Annotated in this window: 19 protein-coding genes; 9 read left to right on the forward strand and 10 right to left on the reverse strand. The window is 61.3% G+C overall.

Translation table 11 applies throughout. The features are described 5' to 3' along the window. The first annotated feature begins 139 nt into the window (after positions 1–139). Both CI15_RS26900 and CI15_RS26905 read left to right on the forward strand, forming a co-directional pair. Positions 140–1,378, forward strand: coding sequence for a lipopolysaccharide biosynthesis protein (locus CI15_RS26900; protein WP_062133728.1), 1,239 nt, complete (start codon positions 140–142; stop codon positions 1,376–1,378). Positions 1,379–1,460: 82 nt separating this feature from the next. Continuing rightward, the gene (locus CI15_RS26905) at positions 1,461–2,573 is read left to right on the forward strand and encodes a hypothetical protein (protein ID WP_062133731.1); all 1,113 of its coding nucleotides are present in this window, start codon (positions 1,461–1,463) and stop codon (positions 2,571–2,573) included. 285 nt (positions 2,574–2,858) lie between these two features. Here CI15_RS26905 and CI15_RS26910 read toward each other — a convergent pair whose 3' ends face one another. Both CI15_RS26910 and CI15_RS26915 read right to left on the reverse strand, forming a co-directional pair. Then, complete coding sequence (locus CI15_RS26910) at positions 2,859–3,950, reverse strand: glycosyltransferase (RefSeq protein ID WP_062133734.1); 1,092 nt, start codon at positions 3,948–3,950, stop codon at positions 2,859–2,861. A gap of 263 nt (positions 3,951–4,213) precedes the next feature. Then, on the reverse strand, positions 4,214–5,242 hold the full coding sequence (locus CI15_RS26915) for a GNAT family N-acetyltransferase (protein ID WP_062133737.1): 1,029 nt from the start codon (positions 5,240–5,242) through the stop codon (positions 4,214–4,216). Between the two features lie 873 nt (positions 5,243–6,115). On the opposite strand from CI15_RS26915, the gene CI15_RS26920 reads away from it, so the two are divergent. Further along, positions 6,116–7,354: an alpha-amylase family protein gene (locus CI15_RS26920; protein ID WP_241495945.1), complete on the forward strand. Its 1,239-nt coding sequence runs from the start codon at positions 6,116–6,118 to the stop codon at positions 7,352–7,354. 372 nt (positions 7,355–7,726) lie between these two features. Further along, positions 7,727–8,920, forward strand: coding sequence for a carboxylate--amine ligase (locus CI15_RS26925; protein WP_174543264.1), 1,194 nt, complete (start codon positions 7,727–7,729; stop codon positions 8,918–8,920). A 61-nt stretch (positions 8,921–8,981) separates the two neighbouring features. On the opposite strand, the gene CI15_RS38105 is transcribed toward CI15_RS26925, so the two are convergent. Continuing rightward, on the reverse strand, positions 8,982–9,110 hold the full coding sequence (locus CI15_RS38105; protein WP_277621117.1) for a hypothetical protein: 129 nt from the start codon (positions 9,108–9,110) through the stop codon (positions 8,982–8,984). A gap of 384 nt (positions 9,111–9,494) precedes the next feature. Between CI15_RS38105 and CI15_RS26930 the strand changes: the two genes are divergently transcribed. After that, positions 9,495–11,657, forward strand: a complete 2,163-nt coding sequence (locus tag CI15_RS26930) for a TonB-dependent siderophore receptor (protein WP_062133740.1) — start codon at positions 9,495–9,497, stop codon at positions 11,655–11,657. Between the two features lie 51 nt (positions 11,658–11,708). On the opposite strand, the gene CI15_RS26935 is transcribed toward CI15_RS26930, so the two are convergent. From CI15_RS26935 to CI15_RS26955, 5 genes are all read right to left on the reverse strand, one after another. Then, complete coding sequence (locus CI15_RS26935; RefSeq protein ID WP_062133743.1) at positions 11,709–12,539, reverse strand: ATP-binding cassette domain-containing protein; 831 nt, start codon at positions 12,537–12,539, stop codon at positions 11,709–11,711. Next, entirely contained in the window at positions 12,539–13,549 is a 1,011-nt protein-coding gene (locus tag CI15_RS26940) for an ABC transporter permease (protein WP_062133746.1), read from the reverse strand. The genes CI15_RS26935 and CI15_RS26940 overlap by 1 nt, the downstream gene beginning before the upstream one ends. Continuing rightward, positions 13,549–14,658 (reverse strand): sugar ABC transporter substrate-binding protein, encoded by a 1,110-nt coding sequence (locus CI15_RS26945; protein ID WP_062133749.1) that lies wholly within the window; start codon positions 14,656–14,658, stop codon positions 13,549–13,551. Before CI15_RS26945 ends, CI15_RS26940 begins: the two co-directional genes overlap by 1 nt. A 307-nt stretch (positions 14,659–14,965) precedes the next feature. After that, positions 14,966–15,592: a uracil-DNA glycosylase family protein gene (locus CI15_RS26950; RefSeq protein WP_062133752.1), complete on the reverse strand. Its 627-nt coding sequence runs from the start codon at positions 15,590–15,592 to the stop codon at positions 14,966–14,968. A gap of 44 nt (positions 15,593–15,636) precedes the next feature. Continuing rightward, a complete protein-coding gene (locus CI15_RS26955) occupies positions 15,637–16,179 on the reverse strand; it encodes a DUF488 domain-containing protein (protein WP_062133755.1) in 543 nt (180 codons plus the stop codon). Between the two features lie 237 nt (positions 16,180–16,416). Between CI15_RS26955 and CI15_RS26960 the strand changes: the two genes are divergently transcribed. Further along, a complete protein-coding gene (locus CI15_RS26960; protein WP_062133758.1) occupies positions 16,417–17,817 on the forward strand; it encodes an MFS transporter in 1,401 nt (466 codons plus the stop codon). A gap of 33 nt (positions 17,818–17,850) precedes the next feature. On the opposite strand, the gene CI15_RS26965 is transcribed toward CI15_RS26960, so the two are convergent. Further along, the gene (locus CI15_RS26965; RefSeq protein ID WP_062133761.1) at positions 17,851–18,828 is read right to left on the reverse strand and encodes a sulfonate ABC transporter substrate-binding protein; all 978 of its coding nucleotides are present in this window, start codon (positions 18,826–18,828) and stop codon (positions 17,851–17,853) included. Between the two features lie 73 nt (positions 18,829–18,901). Next, on the reverse strand, positions 18,902–19,729 hold the full coding sequence (locus tag CI15_RS26970) for a MetQ/NlpA family ABC transporter substrate-binding protein (protein ID WP_062133763.1): 828 nt from the start codon (positions 19,727–19,729) through the stop codon (positions 18,902–18,904). A 335-nt stretch (positions 19,730–20,064) separates the two neighbouring features. Between CI15_RS26970 and CI15_RS26975 the strand changes: the two genes are divergently transcribed. From CI15_RS26975 to CI15_RS26985, 3 genes are all read left to right on the forward strand, one after another. Continuing rightward, positions 20,065–20,532, forward strand: coding sequence for a rhodanese-like domain-containing protein (locus CI15_RS26975; protein WP_062133765.1), 468 nt, complete (start codon positions 20,065–20,067; stop codon positions 20,530–20,532). A 102-nt stretch (positions 20,533–20,634) separates the two neighbouring features. After that, positions 20,635–21,585 (forward strand): serine O-acetyltransferase EpsC, encoded by a 951-nt coding sequence (gene epsC / locus CI15_RS26980; protein WP_062133768.1) that lies wholly within the window; start codon positions 20,635–20,637, stop codon positions 21,583–21,585. After that, positions 21,582–21,851 carry a helix-turn-helix domain-containing protein gene (locus tag CI15_RS26985; RefSeq protein WP_062133771.1) on the forward strand — a complete coding sequence of 90 codons (270 nt, stop codon included), beginning with the start codon at positions 21,582–21,584 and terminating at the stop codon, positions 21,849–21,851. The genes epsC and CI15_RS26985 overlap by 4 nt, the downstream gene beginning before the upstream one ends. Positions 21,852–21,875 lie beyond the last annotated feature (24 nt).

Below are 21,875 nucleotides of genomic sequence, written 5' to 3' on the forward strand. Positions count from 1 at the left end.
CCCCGACCAAGTCTGACGTTGATTTTTCATGGTGGCGCAGTGTCCGTAGCGGTATTGCGTGTTGAGCACAGTCAGGAGCCTGCCATGAACCTGGAACAGGAAGTCAGTCAGGTCGCATTCCATCTACGACATTTCAATCGTGAATATCAGGCACTCGTTTGTAAGTATCGCTGGAGTGGTGATAAGCCAGGCGCTCAATTTCGTTTCGATTCTATTGATCGGAAAGTATTGCGGCCCCACGGAACTTGGCCACTTCAATCAGCTGATGGCCGGGGGACTTTTTGTCGGCACGGTGATCGGGTTACGTCTGGACAGCGCCTGCCTCGCAGCGGACAAGGCGCTTGCGGTGCGTGCAATGATGAGCTCCAGTTCGGTCGCAACCCTCATCAGCCTCGCGCTCGCGGTGACCACCATGGCGGCCGGTCACCCAGAATACCTACCCGTTCTCGGTCTCGCGTTAGGCGTGTTTTTGCAGCAGGCGCTGTGCGCATCACTGATTAGCGAAAGAAAATACACGAAGATCGCGGTAATCCGGTTTTTGCCGAATGCGATGTTTGCCGTTTTTTTCGTTGGCCTGATGGCGGTTTCGTCAGGCAAGTGCACTGGCACCAGTGTATTCAACATTTATTGCTGGATCTTTCTCGTCCTGAGCGGTGCATTTGCCGCCGGTTACCTGTGGTCTGCGCGCGGGATGATCCCTTCGGCCTTCATGAAGTTCTCCTCGCTGCAGATCCAGTACGCCAAATACGGCTTTCCGATCATCACGCTGAACTCATTCGTGATCTATGCATCCGGTATTCTGATTCCTATTGTGTTCGGTAACCGGGACGCAGGTATCTTCGCGCTTGCGTACCGGGTGGGCTTCTTTCCCGCGTCGCTGTTGTCACAAAGCCTTGGGGGTGTGTTCCGTCGTGATCTGGTCGATTACTTCGCCAACGACAAAAAGACCGGGACGAATCCTTCAAAGCAGTTCTTCATCATGCTGACGCTGACCGGTTTCGCCCTCGTAGCGGCATGCTATGCGGGCCTGGAGCTGATCATTAACCTGAAGATGGGGAACGATTGGGACCCGTCAATGACGGTCTATGCGATCTTCGTTCCGAACTTCATCAGCACGGTGATCTACAGTTCGATGTCACAGGTATTCGTGGTCGCCAACCGGCAAAAGGTCGAGTTGGCAAATCAGATCGCCAATGCCCTATTAATCGTGGTGAGTCTGGCGATGGCGCAGGTTTTTGGCGTCAGCTTTATCCACACGCTGGTACTGATCAGCCTGGGCGGAACGGTCATCACCTGCGTGGGTACGTACCAGGCGCTGAAAATCAGTGCGCAACCCGCGGCTTACCCAGTGCGCCGACCTGGGCTCGGGGCATCATGATTCGGGCGCTCGGGAAGCCGCGGTGCAGTAAAGCTGGTTGCTCGACCACGAGCCAGTCCGCGACGTTTTGTAAGGAGTCGGGATGCGAATTGTAAAGGTTCCTGGCGTGATCGGCAGGAATGCGAGTCCAGGGGTGTCAGCCGCCGTCTGGCTCATTCTGTTCATCGCACTGTGTGCTCTCTCCGCAGCGCACGAGAGCGCGCTGCCCGCGCGCTTTTTGTTGGATGCGGCGGGAATTCTCCAGATGATGAAAAGCGGCGCGTCATTCGAGGCGTTTGGAGACTCGTTCGCGAATCTCGCGTGGGTCTTCAACTTTTTCGGCCTGCGCGATTTCACAATTTCATTGCTCGGATTTCTCGCGGCGAGCTTCAGCATGTTTTTCGCCATCTGGCGTTCCGGGGTCACTGCGTTAAAGCCCGCAGAGTTCTGCCTTGTAGCATTCTGGCTTGTCAATCAGACGGTATATATCGGCCTTCCTTCGAAAGAAATTGTCATTTCGATCCTGGTGTTGCTGTTGCTGTTTTACAGCTCGTCCCGTGCAATTCTGCCGATTTTTGTGGTGCTCGCAGGGTTGATCGCTGTCTACTTCAGATCGTATTGGGGAATCGTACTGTCGGCGACCGTATGCCTCTATCTCGCGCCAACAGGTTTCAGAAGACCGATATCACTGCTCCTGTTTTCGCTCTTTGTGTTTGTGGTCGTCGCTGTCGGATTTCAGGCAGCCCTTGGCGAACCGCTGGGTTTTGCGAGGCAGAGCGTCAACGAATGGCGCGACGTGAACGACACCGCCTCGATCATCATGCCCTTCATTGCAGGCAACGGGATTGTCGTCGGCGTCGCGAACGCCGCCATTACGCTGGTGACTTTCATCGTGCCACTACGGTTGATCGCTTCGGGCAATGCGATGCAGATGCTCGGGGGAGTTGGCCTTTGTCTCACGTTCGGAATGCTGTCGTTTCGCTATCGGGCGGTCGCGACGTCGTATGCGGCGAGGCGCGGATTTGAGAGGCTTTGTCTTTGCCTACTGGTGAGTTTCGTCGTAACGCAAGCTATTTTTGAACCGGATTACGGATCATTCCTGCGACATCTTTCGCCTATTTCGCCACTGATCGTGTTTTTCGTTCTGCGGCTCGGACTCGAGCCGCAACGCCGCGTTGCAGCAGCGCCGCGGGCTCTCGCTCATCGACGCCGATAATGCGTACGCGCTGATCGTGATGCCGTTGCAAGAAGGAATTGGCAATCAGAGGGACGCAAATGATCTTCGCGACCAGCCGAAACCAACTAGTCCAGTGCGGCACCGGCTCTGCTCGAATGTGCACGCAAGCCGGCCGGATACAGACCACTGCGAGCTTCGTCGCTTAGGAAAGTTCGCTCTAGCGGCCGCGCAGGTCAATCTTGCGAAACCCGTCCATGCTCGACTGATAGTCGCTTGATCGCAACGGCGTAACGGGGGCGCCCTCATTGGTAGCGCCAGGTGAATTCATACGTTGTTCAGCAGACGCTCCCATTCCGGCAGGATGCGATCAAACGAAAAGCTTTTGGCGCGTGCGCGGCGAGTTTCTTTGGCCCCGTCGGCATCAGAGGTCGTCAATTCGCGCACCATCGCATCCGCCAGTTCGTTGATGGCCTCGTTGGCTGTCAGCACCCCGTAACGACCGCCATCGAGCACCTCGCGTGGTCCGACCGGGCAATCAGTGGAGACGATGCGCGCGCCGTGGTAGAGGGCCTCGATCAGTACAAGCGACAGGCCCTCGAAGCGCGAGGAGGTAACGAACAGTGATGCTCGTGCCATCGCATGATGCGGGCTGGTAAAGCCCGGAAGATGCACGCGGTCCGCGATGCCGAGTTCGTTCGTTAGCCGCTCGAGTGCCTCGCGCTCGTTACCTTGACCCAGAATGACGAGATCAACACCCGGAACGCGCTTTGAGAGCTGGGCGAACGCGTGGATCAAGAGGTCAAAGCCTTTCTCCCGGGTGAGGCGCCCAACCGACAGTACAAAGGGCTTCTTCATCCATGGTGGTGCCTCGAGCGCGTCCGCCATGTGGCTGTCGATGCGGGGGATGTCGATCGGGTTATAGATACAGACGATACGCGAGGCGTGAGCCGGGAACATAGACCGCAGGCGCTTCGCCACGCCTTCGCTCACGGTGATGGTTTGCTGGGAGAAGCGCAGGTTCAAGCCGAAGAGCGCCTTGTAGACGACACGCTGGAGGGCGCCCTTGCTCTCGAGAAACACCACCAGATCCTTATGCAGCCAGAGAACGACGGGTTTGCGAAAGATCGCGCCAAACAACACTGCGGCCAGATGAGTCTTGATCTCAAGGGACCCGACAATTACGCTCGCCCCACGCAGGGCGCGCCAGAGAGAGGTCGCGGAGCCGCCGCTGGCGGGGAAGACCGACTTTCCCACGCGCGCGAGATTTTCCGGCAGCGCGTGGTCGGTACGCTTCTCGCTGAAGGTATGGATTCGCGCCTTTCCTCCGCGCGCAATGATTCCACTCACCACGTTCAGAGTCACGAGTTCTGCACCGCCGCCCCGCAGATCCTGCATCAAGAACAGTGCGTTAGTCATACCTTCCTCGCAAAGATATTTGGCCCCCGTTATTTCTTCTCACCGGTTCAGCATTAGATGCGGTTTGCCGCCTTCTTCGAGTCGCCTGTTTCTAGCAGGCCACGCTGCGGACCAGGGATGCGAACATCGCTCCTCCAAGCTGGCACTTCCGCTTTGCTGGTTGCGTGGTGTATCGATCGAAACCCATCTTTCGCAGGAGAAAAAACCGAGGGAACTACGTTCAGGAAGGAACACAGGATTCCACTGTTTCTGCCCGGACTCGCTCAACGGCTGAGAGCAGAAAACCCACTACGGGCGTCGCGCATGAACCGTTGCCTGAGAACGCGCGCGACGGAAAACATCGTACCGGCGCGCTCAACACAGAGACGCTGTTTGAGCGTACCGCCTAATCCTTCCAGAAACTTGCAGGTGCCGCGGTCGTAGAAACCGTCGACATCGAATGTCAGTTTGCGCTCGATCGCCTGCTGAATCGCCTTCCAGATCAACAGGCTGATGGCGCCGCTGTGTGCTTTGTCTTCACGAGACGACAGCAGGTAGTACATCGCATGCTGGTCCCACACGAGACCGATGGCGGCGACGAGCCGCCCGTCGGTAGAGTACGCGCCCAGAAGATGGCCGGTTTGTCGCTCAACGAAGGCGTTGACGAGTTGATTCATTACGCGTCCGTAAGCGTTCTGGCGCGAACGTCCGGACAGATTCGCCTCATAGAACCGCAGGAATTCCGCGGGCGTGGCGATCGGCGCAACGGTCAAGTTTTTTTCAGCACTACGGATGACGTTTCTGGTCTTACTGTGCATCGTGTCCCACACTTGGCAGATCGTGCGCTCCGGTGAGATCTGAAACGTGTAGCGCACAGATACCGTAAAACCGTGCAGTGAAAAAGCGAGCGCATCTTCGATACGCGCGTCGAGTGGCTGATAAAAACTGTCGAAATGCGGCAACTGCTCGATCAGTGCAGATGTGACGGTCTGACGATGACTTTGTTCGCGTGGGCCGTCGAGGCCTAGCGATTGAACGACTGGACCAAGTGTGTGCGTGAGCGGGGGTAGATGCGAAATTCGAAACGCGCCCTTGCGGGTTGAACAGTAAGGTAACTGTCCCATCAACTGGTTGCCGTGCATCACTTTGGCCATGGCCCAGTTCCCGCCAGTTGCAATATCGAGCCACCACGGTTCATGGAAGATCGAAAACGCGGCAGGCTCGCGACGCGGCGGCATTGGCGCAGCGACGAGCGGTACGACCCTATCCTCAGAGCCGCAGTCGGTAACTCTTTCATCCGCGAGAGTTTTCAAAATAATGCCTCCACGCTTTCACATTGCATGTGCTCGATATGGGGAGTGGTGCAATTGGTACGCTCGATGCTTCTTGCGCCGTTGCGAACGTCGGCGAAAACATCAGCGCATCTGCTACGTGCTCCGGGAGCTGTATCGGGTTTGGACTGCATTGGCCGGCACTTCATTGAGCCAGCACTGGCAAACTAACCACGCACTCAGCGTTTGTTGCTCGGACGTGCCAATTCGACGCGGCTATTCATTGTTGCCTCCAAGTGCGCTGACTGGTGGGGATAGCATCCGGTGGGGTAACGACTGGGGCGACGCCCTCGCAGGCGACAATCATTTCAAGTCGCAACCAACCTTGCGTCCACAGATCGCCATACTGGGACATAGGACTGTCCGCCTTCTGTTAGGTTACTCACAGTTTTCCAGCTTTTGTCGACAGCGGTGAAGGTCGTAATCTGCACATCAACCTGGCTCGAAGACGCAGTGGAGAGTGTGGTCTTCACGCCAGTCGGTAGATACCCGCGGATGATCAGTTACGAACGTCGTAACAAGGAAATTGAGCCTACGTGCAATGACACGTACATGACTGCGCCAACTTTGTCTGAAATGAACGGGCCTTCGTTATCTGCGCGTGCCGTAATCATGGTTACATGGTACTTGTTGAGAAATCCAATGCGCCCGACGCGGCGGGTGTTGTATTGAGGCTACACCGAACGAGCCGTTGTATTCATTCGGGAAGAGGAGACTGAAGCGGAATTGCCAGGTCCGATGTGCCTAACGTCCCGTCCCCAATGACTCTTTTATGAACGCCGAGCTTTCTTCGGCGTTCAGCGAAATAGCCATAAAAGGCGCCGCCCGTACTTTGCGTTGATATCGAAGTGGACGATGATGACCCGAGCATTGATTTTCGTTGCACTGATTTTCACGGCCTGCGTGCAACCCGCGACGGGTTTCGGGCAAGTGCGAAAGGCGACGAGAGCACAAACCGATGCGCAACTCGTCGCGATGCAACCACCACCGATGACGGGCGGCCCAGATCGGTTTGCCATTGATGTCAATTGCGCGGTTCAGTCCGCAGACCAGAGGGCAATAGACGCGTGCACCAAGGATCTGGACTTGATCAAAGATCTGGGGGTCGGCACGGTGCGTCTTGGCGCGCCTTGGGAATTCATGACGAACGCCAGCACGCTTGACCCGAAAAAGGTGGCATTCGAAAAAGCACTCCTCAATGCGGCGCGAAGCCGTGGGATGAAGATTCTTTTTCAGGTTGGCTTGCATGCGCCGGTGGGTGCCTACCAATGCCGCGGCGTGCAAGACCCGCCCACTCAGGCCTCGTCGCGGCTCGACTTCTGCGATTCGATCTTTTCCGCGTATTTGAGTGCGCTGATGGATGTTGTGCTCCCTTTTACTGCGGATATCGAGCTGTTCAACGAAGTCAACTGGGGATTCGCGACGACCGCCCCGTCGTACGGTGCGTCTGACGGGGCGTACGGCTACGTTCCTCAACGCGAAAAGGAGCTTTATATCCTTGCTAGACATGTCCTGAAGGAGAAAGCGAAGCGAGGCTACAAGGCGGTGCTGCATAGTCAGGGAATCTCCTACTTTTATAACTCCGCTTTCCCTGATGATGGCTGGAAGCCGCCGGAAAAAGACGCGCTCATCGAAGCGACCGATGCGATCAAGGCGGTCGGAAACTATTCGGCGAGTCCGAGCAGCCCTTTGAATGCTGCAATCGACGTCGTGGATGTTCATGCTTACTTCAATAGCGGCGTCTATCTCAAGATGATGAAATCGTTCATCGATACTCTGGGGACGCTGACCACGAACGGACCAAAGCAGGTGTGGATCACTGAAACGAACAATGGCGCCAAAACTGACGCGGAGCAAGCTGCCGTATTCGATCAGATCAAGGTACTCATGGACCGCGCAGAGGTGCAGAAGGCGTTCTGGTATGTCATCCGTAACGACGATCCGGGAAACGGAGAAGGGGATGTCTATTCGATTTATAGCTACGATCGGCGTCTGATTCGCCCGCGCCTCGCAGCTGAGATCAAAGCGTACTCGGAATCCATTCCGGTCTCGAGCAGGTTCCTGTCAGATGCTTATCGCACGCCGATTCAATGAACCGCGAGTAGGGCTGGATGGACTCAGTCCATGACAAGTTCGGACAACGTTCGCGGCATCGGGCGGGACGACACGGGTATCAATGTTGCACGCAAATTGCTCGGGGCCGGACTTTATTACGATTTCCTTCTGGGTGATATGGCCCAAGCCACGCCGGCTGGACCTCTCGCGTCGATGCACTCAGCGATGAGTGATCGCACTGGTGCGGCCACCTTTGCCGTGTTTTCTTGTGGCCTGTGTGCGGCAGCGCATATTGGCACGTGCGCGCGGGCTCGTACATTGGCCGGGGATGTCACGTCGTGCCGCTGAGAGAAGATGCCACTGACATGGCTTGGGGAATCAATTATTTGAGTGGAATCAGGACGAGATACCATGGCGAGCGGATACGGTGAAAAGCAGGCTGCAGCAGTGATCGTTGGTACGCAATTGGGTGGGTTGGGCGTCGCGAGATCGCTCGCTCACGCGCAGGTGCCTCTCATAGCGGTCGATACAAAAAAGCTTCACGTCGGTCAGTGGTGTCGACACGTGCGCAGCCATCATGTTGAAAGCCTCATTGGCAGATCTTTTGCCGACGAGCTGGTCGAGCTCGGCCGGCGCTTTACGGAGCGGCCTGTTCTTTTTTTGACCGAGGAAGATCCGGTCCACGCGGTCTCCGAGAATCGCGAGAAACTTTTGCCACTGTATCGCTTTCGTCTTCCTGACGACGACACGGTGAACATGCTGTCGAGCAAGGTCAGGTTTCATGAATTCGCGCAAAAGCACGGTTTTCCGGTACCGCGTTCGGTCGTGCTGGACACCATGGCTGATCTGCAACGTCTGTCGGAATTGCGCTATCCCTGCGTGCTGAAACCGGACGACAAGCGTCAGGCGGTTCATGGCCATAAGGAGCGTGCAGTGCGCGCAGACACGTTGGGCGAAGCACGCGAGTGCGCCGCCAAAATGCTCGCATCGCCAGGCGGCATCGTGGTTCAGGAATGGATAGAAGGGCCCGACAGCAACATCTTCTTTACGATGTTCTATCGCGGCGAGGGCGGCAAGGTGATCAGTATGTTCACGGGCCGGAAGATGCTTAGTTATCCGCCCTGTGTCGGTAACACTGCGATATGTGTGGCCGCGCCCGAAGCGCGCGAAGCGCTCGAACCACTGACGACGAAGTTCATCGAGCGGTCGGGCTTCGACGGCATGGGCAGCATCGAGTACAAGTGGGACGACAACTACAAGCAATTCATCATGGTCGAGCCGACCGTGGGCCGCACGGACTGGCAGGAAGAAATCGCGACGCTGGCCGGTGTCAACATTCCGCTCGCCGCGTTCAGACATGAACTAGGACTTCCGCCGATCCCCAATCGCACCACTACCGTACCGGTGGCTTGGCGCGCGAGTTTCGCGGACCGTCCCCCGTCCGATCTGCTGCCCCCTGGCACCAAGGTCTTCGACGGCTACTTCCGTTGGAGCGATCCCTTCCCGGCGCTGCAGTGGTATTGCCTCGTTGCACCGATGCGGCTCCTGAGACGCATCCGCAGACAAAAGCAACCGCTCGTTCAATCGCGGGGGGCGAAGGCCTGATGTGCAGCAGAAACTCCTCGAAAATGCGGCCTGTTTGGGTGTTGCTTACGGAAGCGCTTTTTCAGAAAGCAGCGATTTGAACCGCTAAGTAGAGGAGTTTTAACGAGTAGCGACTATGGCGATCAAAGGAATGCGCCCGGCCCATCAGCTCCGCCACCGAGGTCAGCGCGCTCTCCTGCTCGTAGGTCACGGGGCCTCGGCTGCATCAACATGATGCGATCGGCGATATCGAGCGTCTGAGCTCACTGGCAGGAATTCCGAGCCGATCGAAGATCCGCCCACCGGACCCGCTCCGCCCGGAGCAAGGTGTTCCCAGTCAGAAAACCCTCTCTACAGCGTGGCTCATCGGCCCGCGCTCGCTAAAGCCGTGCATACCCACGGCTGTAGCACCCCCACCACTGCAAGCCATTCGAATCTCACCGTAATCCTTTCAAAAGGCAAAAGCCTCTGCTACCATCGCGCTCTCTCGTAATGCGAATCACTCGCATTTACAACCGACGGAGGCGCTTGCTCGCTGGTAGACATGAAGAATCAAAAAACCGCACGTTCAACAAGGCTCACACTCCATCGTCCCATGCAGATTGCCGTCTGGCTGGCCTTTGCCGGCGCCGCGCAATCCGCTTTCGCGCAGGGCGCCGCCAGCGGGGAAGCCGCGGCGCCCGCAGCCAGTTCAGGCGTCGCGGCGGCGGCCGCGCCGGCGGCTGACGGCGGCGGCCAGGCGCTACCGGCCGTCAACGTCAGCGCGGCCGCCCAGCCGGATTCGCCGATGCACTTGAGCACGCCCGTATCGGTCGGCGCGCTCGGCTCGCGTTCGCAGCTCGACACGCCGTTCTCGACCACCGTCGTGACCGGCGAGGAACTCGCCGATCGTCAGGCGAACAAGCTCGGCGACGTGTTCGCAGTCGACGCGTCCGTCACCGACAGCAGCAACGCGTACAGCGCGTGGGCCACCTACATTTCGATTCGCGGCCTGCCGATCGATTGGCAGAATGGCTTTCGGATCAACGGCAATCCGTTCATCTCGTACGGCATCACGATGCCTTACGAAAACCTCGAACGCGTCGAACTGCTGAAGGGCCTGGGTGGCTTCATGTACGGCTTCGTGCAGCCGGGCGGTGTCGTCAACTACGTGACGAAGAAACCGGCGGATCAGCCGGTGACGAGCGTGTCGGCCGGCTACCGGATGGACAGCGTATTCAGCCAGCACGTCGACCTGAGCCGGCGTTTCGGCCCGGACGACATGTTCGGCGCGCGCATCAACTACACGCACGAGGCGGGCAAGACCTACAACGCAGGCGACATCAATCGCAATTCGCTGGCGGTGTCGCTCGACGGCCAGCTCACGCGCGACCTCGACGTCTACTTCGACGCGATCTATCAGCAAAGCCGCTCGAGCGGCCAAACCCCGGCGATCTACACGGGCAGCTATACGGGCACGAGCCTGCCCGCGCCGATCAGCGGCGGCACCAATCTGCTAGGCGGCACCGATCAGCATCTGAACACGAACCTGCAGCTGTACACGGCGGGCGTCAGGTATCAGATCACGCCGGACTGGTCGTTCAACACGTCGGCGAGCTATAGCAAATCGGCGCGCGACCGCAATGAAAGCACACTGACGCTGCTGAACCAGGCAGGCGACTACACCGACAGCCGCTGGAACGGCGACGAAGGCCACCAGGACATCTACTGGCAGGGCGCGTTCGAAGGCAAGGTGAAGACCGGCATCTTCACGCATCAACTGGTGCTCGGCGCGTCGTGGCAGTATCAGACGAACGACTACAGCGCGGTGTCGTACTACTTCACCCTGGGCCCCGGCAACCTGTATCAGCCGAACCCATGGCGCTATTACTCGGGCGCCGGTCTCGACAAATATCGCGCGAACGAGATCACGCAGAAGGCGCTGTTCGCAAGCGACACGATCCAGTTGACGGACCGCTGGTCGCTGCTCGCGGGCCTGCGCTACACGAACTACGATCAGCAGTCGTACAACGTCAACGGCTCGCTCGCGTCGTCGTACGGGCAGAACGGCGTGCTGACGCCGACCGTCGCGCTGATGTACAAGCTCGAGCCGCACACCACGCTTTACGCCAGCTACGTGGAATCGCTCGAGCAGGGCGCGATGGTGGCCGACATCTACGCGAACGCCGGCGCGCTGCTGCGTCCGCTGCGTTCGCGTCAGTACGAGCTCGGCATCAAGAGCGAGCATGAGCGCTGGAGCGCGACGGCCGCGCTGTTCCGCATCGAACGTGGAGCCGCGTACGCGAACAGCCAGAACGTCTACGTGCAGGACGGCAACTCGATCTACGAAGGTCTCGAAGCGGGTGGCAGCGTACGTCTTGGCCGCAGCTGGCAGGTGACCGGCAACCTGATGCTGCTCGACACCTGGTACGCGAAGGGGCAGGCCTACAACGGCAACCGTGTGGCTGGCGCGCCGCAGTTCGTCGCCGCCGGCCGCGTGACCTACGACGTGCCCGCCGTGCCGGGCCTGCAGGTCGGCGCGGACGCCAAGTTCACGGGCAGCACGATGGTGCGTGCGGCGGGCGACCTGGAGACGGGCAGCTACACGATCGTGAACGTCGGGGCGAACTATATGACGCGCATCGGCGGCCACGACGTGACGCTGCGCGCGGCGATCGACAACATCACGAATCGCCGCTACTGGATGTTCCAGTACTCGGATTACATCGCGCCGGGCGATCCGCGCATGGTCAGCGTGAATGCGAAGATCGACTTCTGATCCTGAGTGACGGGCTCAATGCTGGGCTCAATGCCGGGCTTTATGCAGGGCTCAATGCTCGCCGCCGGCGCGCATGGCCCGGTATTCCCGCTGCACGATGTTCATCAGCTCCGCCACCGAAGTCAGCGCGCTCTTTTGCTCGTAGGTTACGCGGCCGCGCTGCATCAGCATGATGCGATCCGCGATATCGAGCGTCTGCGCATAGTTGTGCATGATCATGATGATGGAGAGGCCGCCTTTCTCCTTCAAGCGCATCAGAAGGTCGATGATGAGCCCCGCCTCGCGCGCGCCCATCGCGGCGAGCGGCTCGTCGAGCAACAGGATCTTCGCGTTCGAATTCACGGCGCGCGCCACGGCGATAGCCTGGCGCTGACCGCCCGAAAGACGCTCCACCGGCAAATCCACCGAAGGTACGTGCACGCCGATATCGTCGAGGCATTGCGCCGCGCGCTCGCGCATCTGCTTGTGGTCGAGCAGCCTGAACGGTCCGCGGCGCACGATTTCGCGGTTCAGGAACATGTTGTGATAGATGCTCAGCGAATTGGCGAGCGCGAGATCCTGATACACGCATTCGATGCCGAGCGAACGCGCATGATCGACGGAGCGCAGCAGCGTCTCCTCACCGTCGATATGGAGCGTGCCGGCCGATTGCTGATGAAAGCCGGTGAGGATCTTCACGAGCGTGGACTTGCCCGCGCCGTTGTCGCCGAGTATGCCCAGAATTTCGCCCTTGCCGAGCGTGAGCGAGACGCCGTCGAGCGCCGTCACCGCGCCGAAGCGTTTGACGAGGCTGTCGCCGCGCAGCGCGAGCGGCGCGTCGGGTGCGCTGTTCGCAGCAGGCGTGGCGTTCGCGCCTGCGGAAGAAGTTTGCGATTGGTCCATCAGCGTCCACCCTTGCGGCGAATACGCCCGACGTGGATGTTGAAGATCATCGCCGCCAGAATCGCGGCGCCAAGAATGATGTTGAACGTGAACGCGTTGATGCCGATCAGCGTAAAGCCGTCGTTCAGAATGCCGAGCACCGCCGCGCCGATGAGCCCGCCCACGATGGTGCCCGAGCCGCCCGTGAGCGGTGTGCCGCCGATCACGGCGGCGGCCACGGCGAGGAACATGATCTGGTTGCCGCCCGCCTGCGGATCGATCGAGGTGATGCGAAAGGCTTCGAGCATGCCGGTGAAGCCCGCGAGCACGGCGGCGAGAATGAAGTTGCCGAGGCGCAGCCGCCTCACTTGGATACCGGCCTCGCTCGCGCCGAGTGGATTTGCGCCCGCGGCCTGCGTATGCAGGCCCCAGCGCGTGTGCCGCAACAGCACGTGCATCGCGGCCGCGATCACCAGCGTCCAGATGATCTCGCTATAGCCCCATGCGCCCATGAACCCGGCGAACGTCGGCGACCCCGGCGTGGGCGCGGGCGTGCCCCGCGAGACGGTGAGCGTAATGCCGTTGATCAGAAAGAGCGTGCCGAGCGTCGTGACGAACGACGGCAGCCGCAGCCACACCGTCACGGCGCCATTGACGAAGCCGATGATTCCCGCGGCCACGAGCCCCGCGATCACGGCGAGCCACATGGGCGCGCCCGCGTCGTTCGCGAACACCATCATGAAGGGCGCGAATGCGAACACCATGCCGGCCGAGAGATCGATGTCGCCGCCGATCATCAGCATGATTTCACCGAACGCGATGATTGCCACCGGCGCGATGAACTGCGAGAGATTGACGAGACTCGCGTTGGTGAGCAGGAAATCGTGATTCGCAAATTCAAAGTAGGCGGCCAGCAGCACGGCCACGAGCAGGATACGTAGCTCGGGCGCCCATTGTGATGCGAAAGAAACGCCCGCGCGCTTGGGCGCGCGGGCAGCTTCGGTCTTGCTGGTTTCGTTCACTGTATTCATCAGGACTTGATTGCGCCGGACCTCGGAACGATTTGCTGCTTATCGGTCTTGCCTTCAAAGCGCGTCGAGGTATTGAGGTACGGCTCGACGTTGTCCTTGGTCACGAACTTGAGGCCGGTGTTGATTTCGGCTGGTCCGACGAGGCCGCCCGAGCTGAGGAACACGAACGCCTGCATCACCGTATAGAAGCCCTGGACGTAGGGCTGCTGATCGATGGTGAAGTCGAGGAAGCCTTCGTGGATGAGCTGGATGGTGGTCGGCAACAGGTCGAAGCCGCCGCCGTGCACGCCCTTCGAAGGAAGGTTCGATTCCTTCATCACCTGCGCGACGCCCTGCGTGCTGCCCGCATCGACGGCGAACATGCCCTTCAGGTCCTGGTGGCCCAGATAGAACGACTTGATCTTCGACAGCTCCTCGTTGACCGTCGCGCCCGTGGCCACCGTCTGGATGTCGATCTTCTTGCCGGACTTCTTGATGGCGTCGCTTGCGCCGTCGAGGCGCGGCTGGATGTTCAGCTGCCCCGGCGTCGCGATGAACAGCGCGACCATGCCGCTGTCGATCAGGCTCACGATCCGCTCGCCCATCTGGTAGCCCGACAGATACAGGTCCTGGCCGATATAAGCCAGGCGCGGATTCTTCTTGCCGCGCGGCGCGTCGGCGTTATAGGCGAACACCGGGATGCCGGCGTCGAGCGCGGCCTGAATGGGCTTGTCGAACGCGCTCGGATCGACGATCGGCACCGCGATGGCGTCGGCCTTCGCCGCGATCGCCGAGTTCACGGCGCGGACCATTTCGCCCGCGTCCGAGGTGGCCGAGCCGGTCCACTGGTAATCCATGCTGAGCAGCGAGCAGGCATCCTGAATGCCATACTGTGTCGGCACGAAGAACGGGTTCGTGGTGACGTGATTGACGAACACGATCTTCCACTTCTTGTGGGACGGAAAAGCCGACTCCGCGGCCTGCGCGGCGCCGATCAGCCCGCCTGCGCCGCCGAGCGCACCCATCAGCGAAAGCGCCGCGCCGAGCCCCGCGCCCTGCATCAACCCCCGCCGTGTCGTGCTGATACCGCTACCGTTTTGATCCTGATCGTCATCCCGTTGCTGTGCCATCTCATCCTCCGGTTCTTGTCTTCGTTGGTCGATGTGGTCGACGTTGCGTCGATCGTGTGCAGATGCTGGACGGCACCGGGAGTGCGCTGGGCTGCGCGGGACTTTGGCGTGGCGTTGGGCAACCCCGATTCGGAAGCGCTCGATACGCGCCGTGCGGTACCGCAAAGATGGTAGTGCAGTGCGGTTGCGCCTCCTAATCCATGTATACCCGTAACGTGTCCGAAGAGTGGGACGGCCGCTTACAGACGCCCGCTGCGTGACGTCATGCAGGGCTTCGGGCTGGTGACGCGGTGCAGCAGACGGGCGCTCAAAGCGCCCGATCCGCCAACGCCGCCGCAACACGCTCGCGCAACGTCGGCAACACCTCTGCTTCAAACCACGCGTTGCGCTTGAACCAGGCGATATTGCGCGGCGACGGATGCGGAAGCGGCATCAGATGCGGACCAAACTCCGCCCATCTCACGAGCGTATCGGTCGAAGTCGGGCCGAATGCGTCGCCGAGGCCGAAGCGCTGCGCGTATTGTCCGATCAGCAGCGTCAATTTCACCGAACGCATATGCTCGAGCAATTGGCGATGCCAGCGGCTTGCGCACTCGGGCCGGGGCGGTAGATCGCCGCTCGCGCCGCGGCCCGGAAAACAGAAGCCCATCGGCACGAGAGCGAGTTTCGAAACGTCGTAAAAGGTCGCGTCGTCGATGCCGAGCCACGTGCGCAAACGCGCGCCGCTCGCGTCGCTCCACGGCACCCCCGACGCATGCACGCGTGCGCCGGGTGCCTGACCGATGATCAGAATGCGCGCCCGTTCCGATGCCGCAAGCACGGGGCGCGGCGCGTGCGGCAGCATCGGCGCGCACAGCGTGCAGGCGCGGATATCCTGAAGCAGCGTGTCGAGCGACGCGCCGTTTTTCGACGTGTGTTGAGTGGTAACAGCCATCGAGCGGGGCGAGGTGACTGGCGGGCAGTCGTGTCATGGGCGGGTCAGTCCTGCGCTTGAGCCGGATAGATCAGCGTGCCGTCGGCCTGGGGTTCGGCGCCCGGCGTCATCGTGGCGGCGTTCGTGTGGTGCGCGTCCATGATGTGCAGCACGCTTTCGTCGTGCGTCAGCAGGTAGTCGGTAATGATACGCCGGTGGCAACGCCACCAGACCGCTTCCGAGCACATGATCGCGCAGCGCTGCCGATGACCGAGCGTCAGAAGTTGCGCGAGCCCATCGCGGAATGCATCGCTCATCGCATAGTCCGCGTAGTTGCGGAACGCCGGATACGTCCAGTACGCATTCGGCGACGGCGCATCGCCCTTGCACTTGCCGCGGCGTCCGCCGAGTGCGGCGAGATGCACGTAGTCGATATGCTCGGGGGCGAGCGAAGCGGGCAGCGTGTCGAGATTGAACTGCGGATTGGTCCGCGAGCGCGGGATGCTGCGCACGTCGACCAGCAACGCGATCTGTTCGCCTTTGAGCAGATCGACGAATTGCTGCAACGGGTGCGTCGAGTGCCCGATCGTGAAAAAAGGCTGTTTCATGGGTGCCTCGCCAATACGGGCCGGTGCAATGATTCCTACAGATTGACAACGTGGGCCGGGGCCGGTCAACTCTTCAGCGACGCAAGCGCGGTGCCCGAAACAGACGCGCCACGAGGCGGGTACCGATCATTCCAGTATCAAGTTCAACCTTGCTCCCGCGGGTCATAGTTGCAACAATGCACCCGCGCCGGCGCAGCACGCCGCCGCCCGCGCAATTTCTTTCGATCCACTTGCACCATGACCGACGGCCTGCCCAACCCCCAACGTGCGTTTGCGTACCTCGCGATCGCCATCGCGATGACGATGTCGGTGCTCGACACCTCGATCGTCAACGTCGCACTGCCCACCATCAGCAATGACCTCGCGGTATCGCCCTCGGCCGCGATCTGGGTCGTCAATGCGTATCAGCTGGCGATCACCGTGTCCTTGCTGCCGCTCGCGGTGCTCGGCGACAGCCTCGGCTACAAGCGGGTCTACTGTTACGGACTCGCGCTGTTCACGGTGGCGTCGTTCGCCTGCGCGAATTCGCACACTCTGGCGCTGCTTGCCATTGCCCGCGTGTTTCAGGGCTTCGGCGCGGCCGGCATCATGAGCGTGAATATCGCATTGGTGCGCTTCGTCTTTCCGAAGGCGAAGCTTGGCCTCGGCGTCGGCTTATCGTCGCTGGTCGTGGCCGTCTCGTCGGCGGCGGGGCCGAGTATCGCGTCGGCGATTCTGTCGATCGCGCACTGGCAGTGGCTGTTCCTCGTCAATGTGCCGCTCGGCGTGCTGGCGCTGTCGATCGGCGCGCGCACGTTGCCCGTGACGCCGGCCTCCGGTGCACGCCTGAGCGGCTTGAGCGTCGTGCTCAATGCGCTCTGCTTCGGCCTGCTGATCTCCGGTCTCGCCGCATTCAGCCAGCCGGGCGCGACGCAGCGCGGCATCGTGATGGTTGCGCTCGCACTGGTGGCCGGCGTGCTGTTCGTGCGCCGCGAAAGCAGGCTCGTGGCGCCGATGCTGCCGATCGACCTGCTGCGCATGCCGGTGTTTTCATTGTCGATGGCGACGTCGATCTGCTCGTTCGCGGCACAGACGATGGCGTATATCGTGCTGCCGTTCTATTTCGAGCAGACGCTGAAACTGTCGGAAACCCAAACCGGCCTTCTGATGACGCCCTGGCCGCTCGTGACCGCGTTGATCGCGCCGCTCGCCGGACGACTCTCCGACCGGATGCAGCCGGGACGCATCAGCAGCATCGGGCTCGTCGTGTTCGGAGCCGGTCTCGCGCTGCTGTGCCTGCTCGGCGATACGGCGACGCGCTTCGACATCGTGTGGCGCCTCGCGATCTGCGGCCTCGGCTTCGGGCTCTTTCAATCGCCGAACAATCGCGTGATCATCGGCAGTGCGCCGCGGCATCGCAGCGGCGGCGCGTCCGGCCTGCAGTCGATGGGACGGCTGCTCGGCCAGTCGAGCGGCGCCGTGGTGGTGGCCGTCGTATTCGGGCTCGTGCATGGCCGGCACCTCACGCTGATCGCCGGCATTGCCGCGACGCTCGCGTTGATCGCGGCCTGCGTCAGTTCTGTGCGACGTATGTCGGAGTACAGCGACGCGCCCCAGGAGGGCGCTCCCACACTGAAGCGGCCGGTCTCCGAGCGTTGAGGCGGTGGCGACATCGCCGCGTCGCCCGCGCACCTAGGCGAGATTCGAAGGCGCCGCCTTCAGCACGTCGACATGCTTCGGAATCAGGCCGAGATCGAGGAACGTATCGGCGATCTGTTGCTGCTCGCCGAGAATCGCGCGGGTAATCGGCAGCGTGCCGAACTGCTGGCGTCGTACCGCCACCTCCACGACCTGCTTCGGCAAACCCCATAGCTGCGCGAGTTCGCTCGCGAGCTGATCCTTGTTCTGTTGGCCCCACTGATCGACCTTGTCGAGTTCTTCGATCACGATGCGGATCACGTCGGGATTGTTCGCCGCATAACTCTGCGACGAGAAGTAGAACGCGCGATTGCCGACCACGCCGCTCGCATCGGCAATCACGCGAGCGCCGAGCGATTGCTCCGCCGCGGCGAAGAACGGATCCCAGATGACCCACGCGTCGATCGACGCCCGCTCGAACGCGGCGCGTGCATCGGCGGGCGCGAGGAAAACGAGCTTCACGTCGCCGTATTGCAGACCGTGCTGTCGCAGCAGCTTGACGAGAAAGTAGTGGACGTTGCTGCCTTTGTTCAGCGCGATCCTTTTGCCCTTCAGGTCCGCGACCGAGCGGATCGTCGATTGAGGCGGCACGAGCACGGCTTCCGACTGCGGCCGCTTGACGGTCGCCGCCACATAGGCCAACGGTGCGCCGGCGGCCTGCGCGAAGATCGGCGGCGCTTCGCCGACATCGCCGAAATCGATCGAGCCGACGTTCAGCGCTTCCAGTTGCACGGGGCCTGCCGCGAACTCGGTCCACGTCACCGATACGTTCAGTGGTGCGAGCCGCTTTTCCAGCGTGCCGCGCCCTTTCAGCAGATTCAGATAGCCCTTCTGGTTGCCGACGCGCAAGACGCGCGGGTTGCCTTGCGCGAACGAAAGCGGTGCCGCTACGGCCGATACGGTTGCCGCTGCGGCGCCGAGCGAGAGCTTCAGGAAGGTGCGGCGGTCGTGGAGTGTTGTGGTGATGGACATGACGGGCAATACGATGAAGAGGCGAGGATTGGCGGCGGCGACCGAAGCGCCGCCGCTGGCGTCGGGCGCGATCTCAGTGCTGGGGCGCGCCGTCCCATGCCGGCAGCGTGGCGCCGTGATAGACCGTCAGGATCGACGATGCGACGTTGGCCTGCTGGTAGCTGGCGACGATGGCTTTCACCCACGGCGCGTTTGCGTCTTTCGCGTTGACCGCGATGAAGTTGCGATACGGATTGCCCGGCACTTTCTCCTGCGCGATGCGTTCCTGCGGAATCTTGATGCCGGCCTTGATCGCCCAGTCGGTATTGACCACGGCCGCGTCGAGGTCGCCGATCGCACGGCCGACGATGCCCGCGTCGAGCTCCTTGATCTGGACGTGCTTCGGATTGTCCGCGATGTCGCGCGCGGTCGGCAGCAGGCCGACGTCGGGGCGCAGCTTGATCACTCCGTTCGCTTGCAGCAGAAGCAGTGCGCGGCCTTCGTTGCTCGGATCGTTCGGCACGCCGATCGTCGCGTTTTGCGGCAGCGCCGCGACCGATTTCACCTTGCGCGAGTAGAGGCCGATCGGCTGCACGTAGGTATAGCCGACGGGCACGATCTCGTAGTGGCGCGCCGCGATCTGCGCGTCGAGATAGGGCTTGTGCTGGAACGAGTTCGCATCGAGATCGTGCTGCGCGAGTGCTTCGTTCGGCTGCGTGTAGTCGGAGAACGTCGTGATCTTGACGGTGATGCCCTGTTTGGCCGCATTGGCCGCGACCGCGCGCCACACGTCTTCGTCCTCGCCGGACATGATGCCGACGCGCACCGTTTGCCCCGCCGCGAGCGCCGGTTGCGCGCCGATGATGCCGCATGTCACGAGAACCGAGAAAAGTGCGGCCTTGAGTGCTTTTGTCGTTGTCATGTTTCTGGAAGCTGTTTCGAGTGAAGGTCTCGAGATCGTAGAGAGGCACTCGTTAGCGCACAAATAATATCGAGCGCTATCGTTATCGCGATTCGGCGCAAGCGCCTGCAGGCGTTCTGAGCGTTCCGTCGCGCCGGTCTTCGTCGACGTTTTCACCAAGGAACTCAATCCGTTCGCGTTCCGCTCTCTCACGAATAACTTCAATCCACGCGTCCTTCTTTAGAAATGAAATTTGATTGGTTCTGCTCTGCCTACCGCCTCGCTCATGATCGCTTCTGATGGCTATAGACGGTTTGCCGCGCTGTGGCGGTACTTTCCATCATCAAGGAGGCGACATGACAGCAGTACTCGAACAACGACCGGCCCACGCAGTGCTCGAGACGGCACGCGAAAAGGCGGCAACCACAGGGCTCGCATATGCCGGCGGCGTCGCGCCGCGGGACGCGTGGGCACTCTTTTCCAGCGGCAATGCGCTGCTGGTGGATGTGCGAACGGCTGAGGAACGCAAGTTCGTCGGCTACGTGCCCGACACGGTGCACGTGCCGTGGGCGACAGGCACGAGCCTCACGCGCAATCCGCGCTTCGTGCGCGAACTCGAAGCGAAAACCGGCAAGGACGCGGTCGTGCTGCTGCTGTGCCGCAGCGGCAATCGCTCGGCACTGGCGGCCGAAGCGGCGGCCAAGGCGGGCTTCACGCAGGTATACAACGTGCTGGAAGGATTCGAAGGGGATCTGAACGACGGTCAGCACCGCGGCGCGCTGAACGGCTGGCGCTTCCACGATCTGCCGTGGGTGCAGGACTAGCGCGAGCTGGTCTGCCTCTTCGGGCATGCGCACGCATCGCGCGGCGAGGCATTGCCTGGCAAGCCGCTTGCCGGTAAACATAGTCACAAGGAGCATGGGCAAATGGCGGCATTCGATATCGACGACATCGCCGGATCGCTTCAGACGGTCCGGCAACAATGGCGCGACGTGCAACGGCGCGCGCTGGAGCCAGGCGGGCGCGATCTGCCTTCGCGCGACGCACTCGCGACCGCCATCGACGCACTGAAGGGCGCGCTGTTTCCAATGCGGCTCGGGCCGCCCGACTTACGACAGGAAAGCGAGAACTTCTACGTCACGCACGCGCTCGATGCGGCGTTGCACGGTCTGCTTGCGCAAGCGCGGCTCGAACTGCAATACGCGGCGCGACGCGAAAGAAGCGACGGCGATACGATCGAAGCCCGCGCGATCGAAGCGATCCGCGCGTTCTCCCGACGCCTGCCGGCGATTCGCTCGCTGCTCGACAGCGACGTGATCGCGGCGTACCACGGCGATCCCGCGGCTGGCAGTGTCGACGAGGTGCTGCTGTGCTATCCCGGCGTGCTCGCGATGATTCATCACCGGCTCGCTCACGAACTCTATGGACTGGGCTTGCCATTGCTCGCGCGGATCGTCGCTGAACTGGCGCATGCGCAAACCGGCATCGACATTCATCCCGGTGCGCAGATCGGCTCGGGCTTCTTCATCGATCATGGCACTGGCGTCGTGATCGGCGAGACCTCCGTGATCGGCGAGCGCGTGCGCGTCTATCAGGCGGTCACGCTCGGCGCGAAGCGTTTTCCGCTCAACGAGAACGGTCACCTTGAGAAAGGGCTCGCGCGCCATCCGATCGTCGAGGACGACGTCGTCATCTATGCGGGCGCGACGATTCTTGGCCGGGTGACGATCGGACGCGGCGCGACCATCGGCGGCAACGTGTGGATCACACACGATGTCGCGCCCGGCTCGCACGTCACGCAGGCGGTGCTACGCAGCGAATCGGCGCGAGCGGCGACGCCGGCCGCCCGCGCGATCTCGGCCGAGGTGCCGGGATGACAGGACTCGTGCGCGACTTCGGGGCGACAGTGCGGTCCTTGCGCGAAGCGCTTTCGTGGTCGCAGGAGCAACTCGCCGAGCATGCGGGGCTGAACCGGTCGTATGTCGGCGAGATCGAGCGGGGTAGCGCGATCGCGTCGATCGTCACGGCCGACAAGCTTGCGCGCGCGCTCAATGTGCCGATCGCGACGCTGCTGTGCGCGGCGTCGAGGCTCGATGCGCCTGACCACGAGCGCGGCGCCGTGGCGCCTCGGCTTCCCGCTTGATCGCTTGATTCGACGTTCTTCACG

The organism is Paraburkholderia monticola, from assembly GCF_001580545.1.
Taxonomy (GTDB): domain Bacteria; phylum Pseudomonadota; class Gammaproteobacteria; order Burkholderiales; family Burkholderiaceae; genus Paraburkholderia; species Paraburkholderia monticola.

Bases quoted from the DNA above. Each gene is read 5' to 3' on its own strand.
- CI15_RS26905 (WP_062133731.1), top strand. From the start codon at position 1,461: ATGCGAATTGTAAAGGTTCCTGGCGTGATCGGCAGGAATGCGAGTCCA.
- CI15_RS26910 (WP_062133734.1), bottom strand. From the start codon at position 3,950: ATGACTAACGCACTGTTCTTGATGCAGGATCTGCGGGGCGGCGGTGCA.
- CI15_RS26920 (WP_241495945.1), top strand. From the start codon at position 6,116: ATGATGACCCGAGCATTGATTTTCGTTGCACTGATTTTCACGGCCTGC.
- CI15_RS26925 (WP_174543264.1), top strand. From the start codon at position 7,727: ATGGCGAGCGGATACGGTGAAAAGCAGGCTGCAGCAGTGATCGTTGGT.
- CI15_RS26930 (WP_062133740.1), top strand. From the start codon at position 9,495: ATGCAGATTGCCGTCTGGCTGGCCTTTGCCGGCGCCGCGCAATCCGCT.
- CI15_RS26935 (WP_062133743.1), bottom strand. From the start codon at position 12,539: ATGGACCAATCGCAAACTTCTTCCGCAGGCGCGAACGCCACGCCTGCT.
- CI15_RS26940 (WP_062133746.1), bottom strand. From the start codon at position 13,549: ATGAATACAGTGAACGAAACCAGCAAGACCGAAGCTGCCCGCGCGCCC.
- CI15_RS26945 (WP_062133749.1), bottom strand. From the start codon at position 14,658: ATGGCACAGCAACGGGATGACGATCAGGATCAAAACGGTAGCGGTATC.
- CI15_RS26950 (WP_062133752.1), bottom strand. From the start codon at position 15,592: ATGGCTGTTACCACTCAACACACGTCGAAAAACGGCGCGTCGCTCGAC.
- CI15_RS26955 (WP_062133755.1), bottom strand. From the start codon at position 16,179: ATGAAACAGCCTTTTTTCACGATCGGGCACTCGACGCACCCGTTGCAG.
- CI15_RS26960 (WP_062133758.1), top strand. From the start codon at position 16,417: ATGACCGACGGCCTGCCCAACCCCCAACGTGCGTTTGCGTACCTCGCG.
- CI15_RS26965 (WP_062133761.1), bottom strand. From the start codon at position 18,828: ATGTCCATCACCACAACACTCCACGACCGCCGCACCTTCCTGAAGCTC.
- CI15_RS26970 (WP_062133763.1), bottom strand. From the start codon at position 19,729: ATGACAACGACAAAAGCACTCAAGGCCGCACTTTTCTCGGTTCTCGTG.
- CI15_RS26975 (WP_062133765.1), top strand. From the start codon at position 20,065: ATGACAGCAGTACTCGAACAACGACCGGCCCACGCAGTGCTCGAGACG.
- epsC (WP_062133768.1), top strand. From the start codon at position 20,635: ATGGCGGCATTCGATATCGACGACATCGCCGGATCGCTTCAGACGGTC.
- CI15_RS26985 (WP_062133771.1), top strand. From the start codon at position 21,582: ATGACAGGACTCGTGCGCGACTTCGGGGCGACAGTGCGGTCCTTGCGC.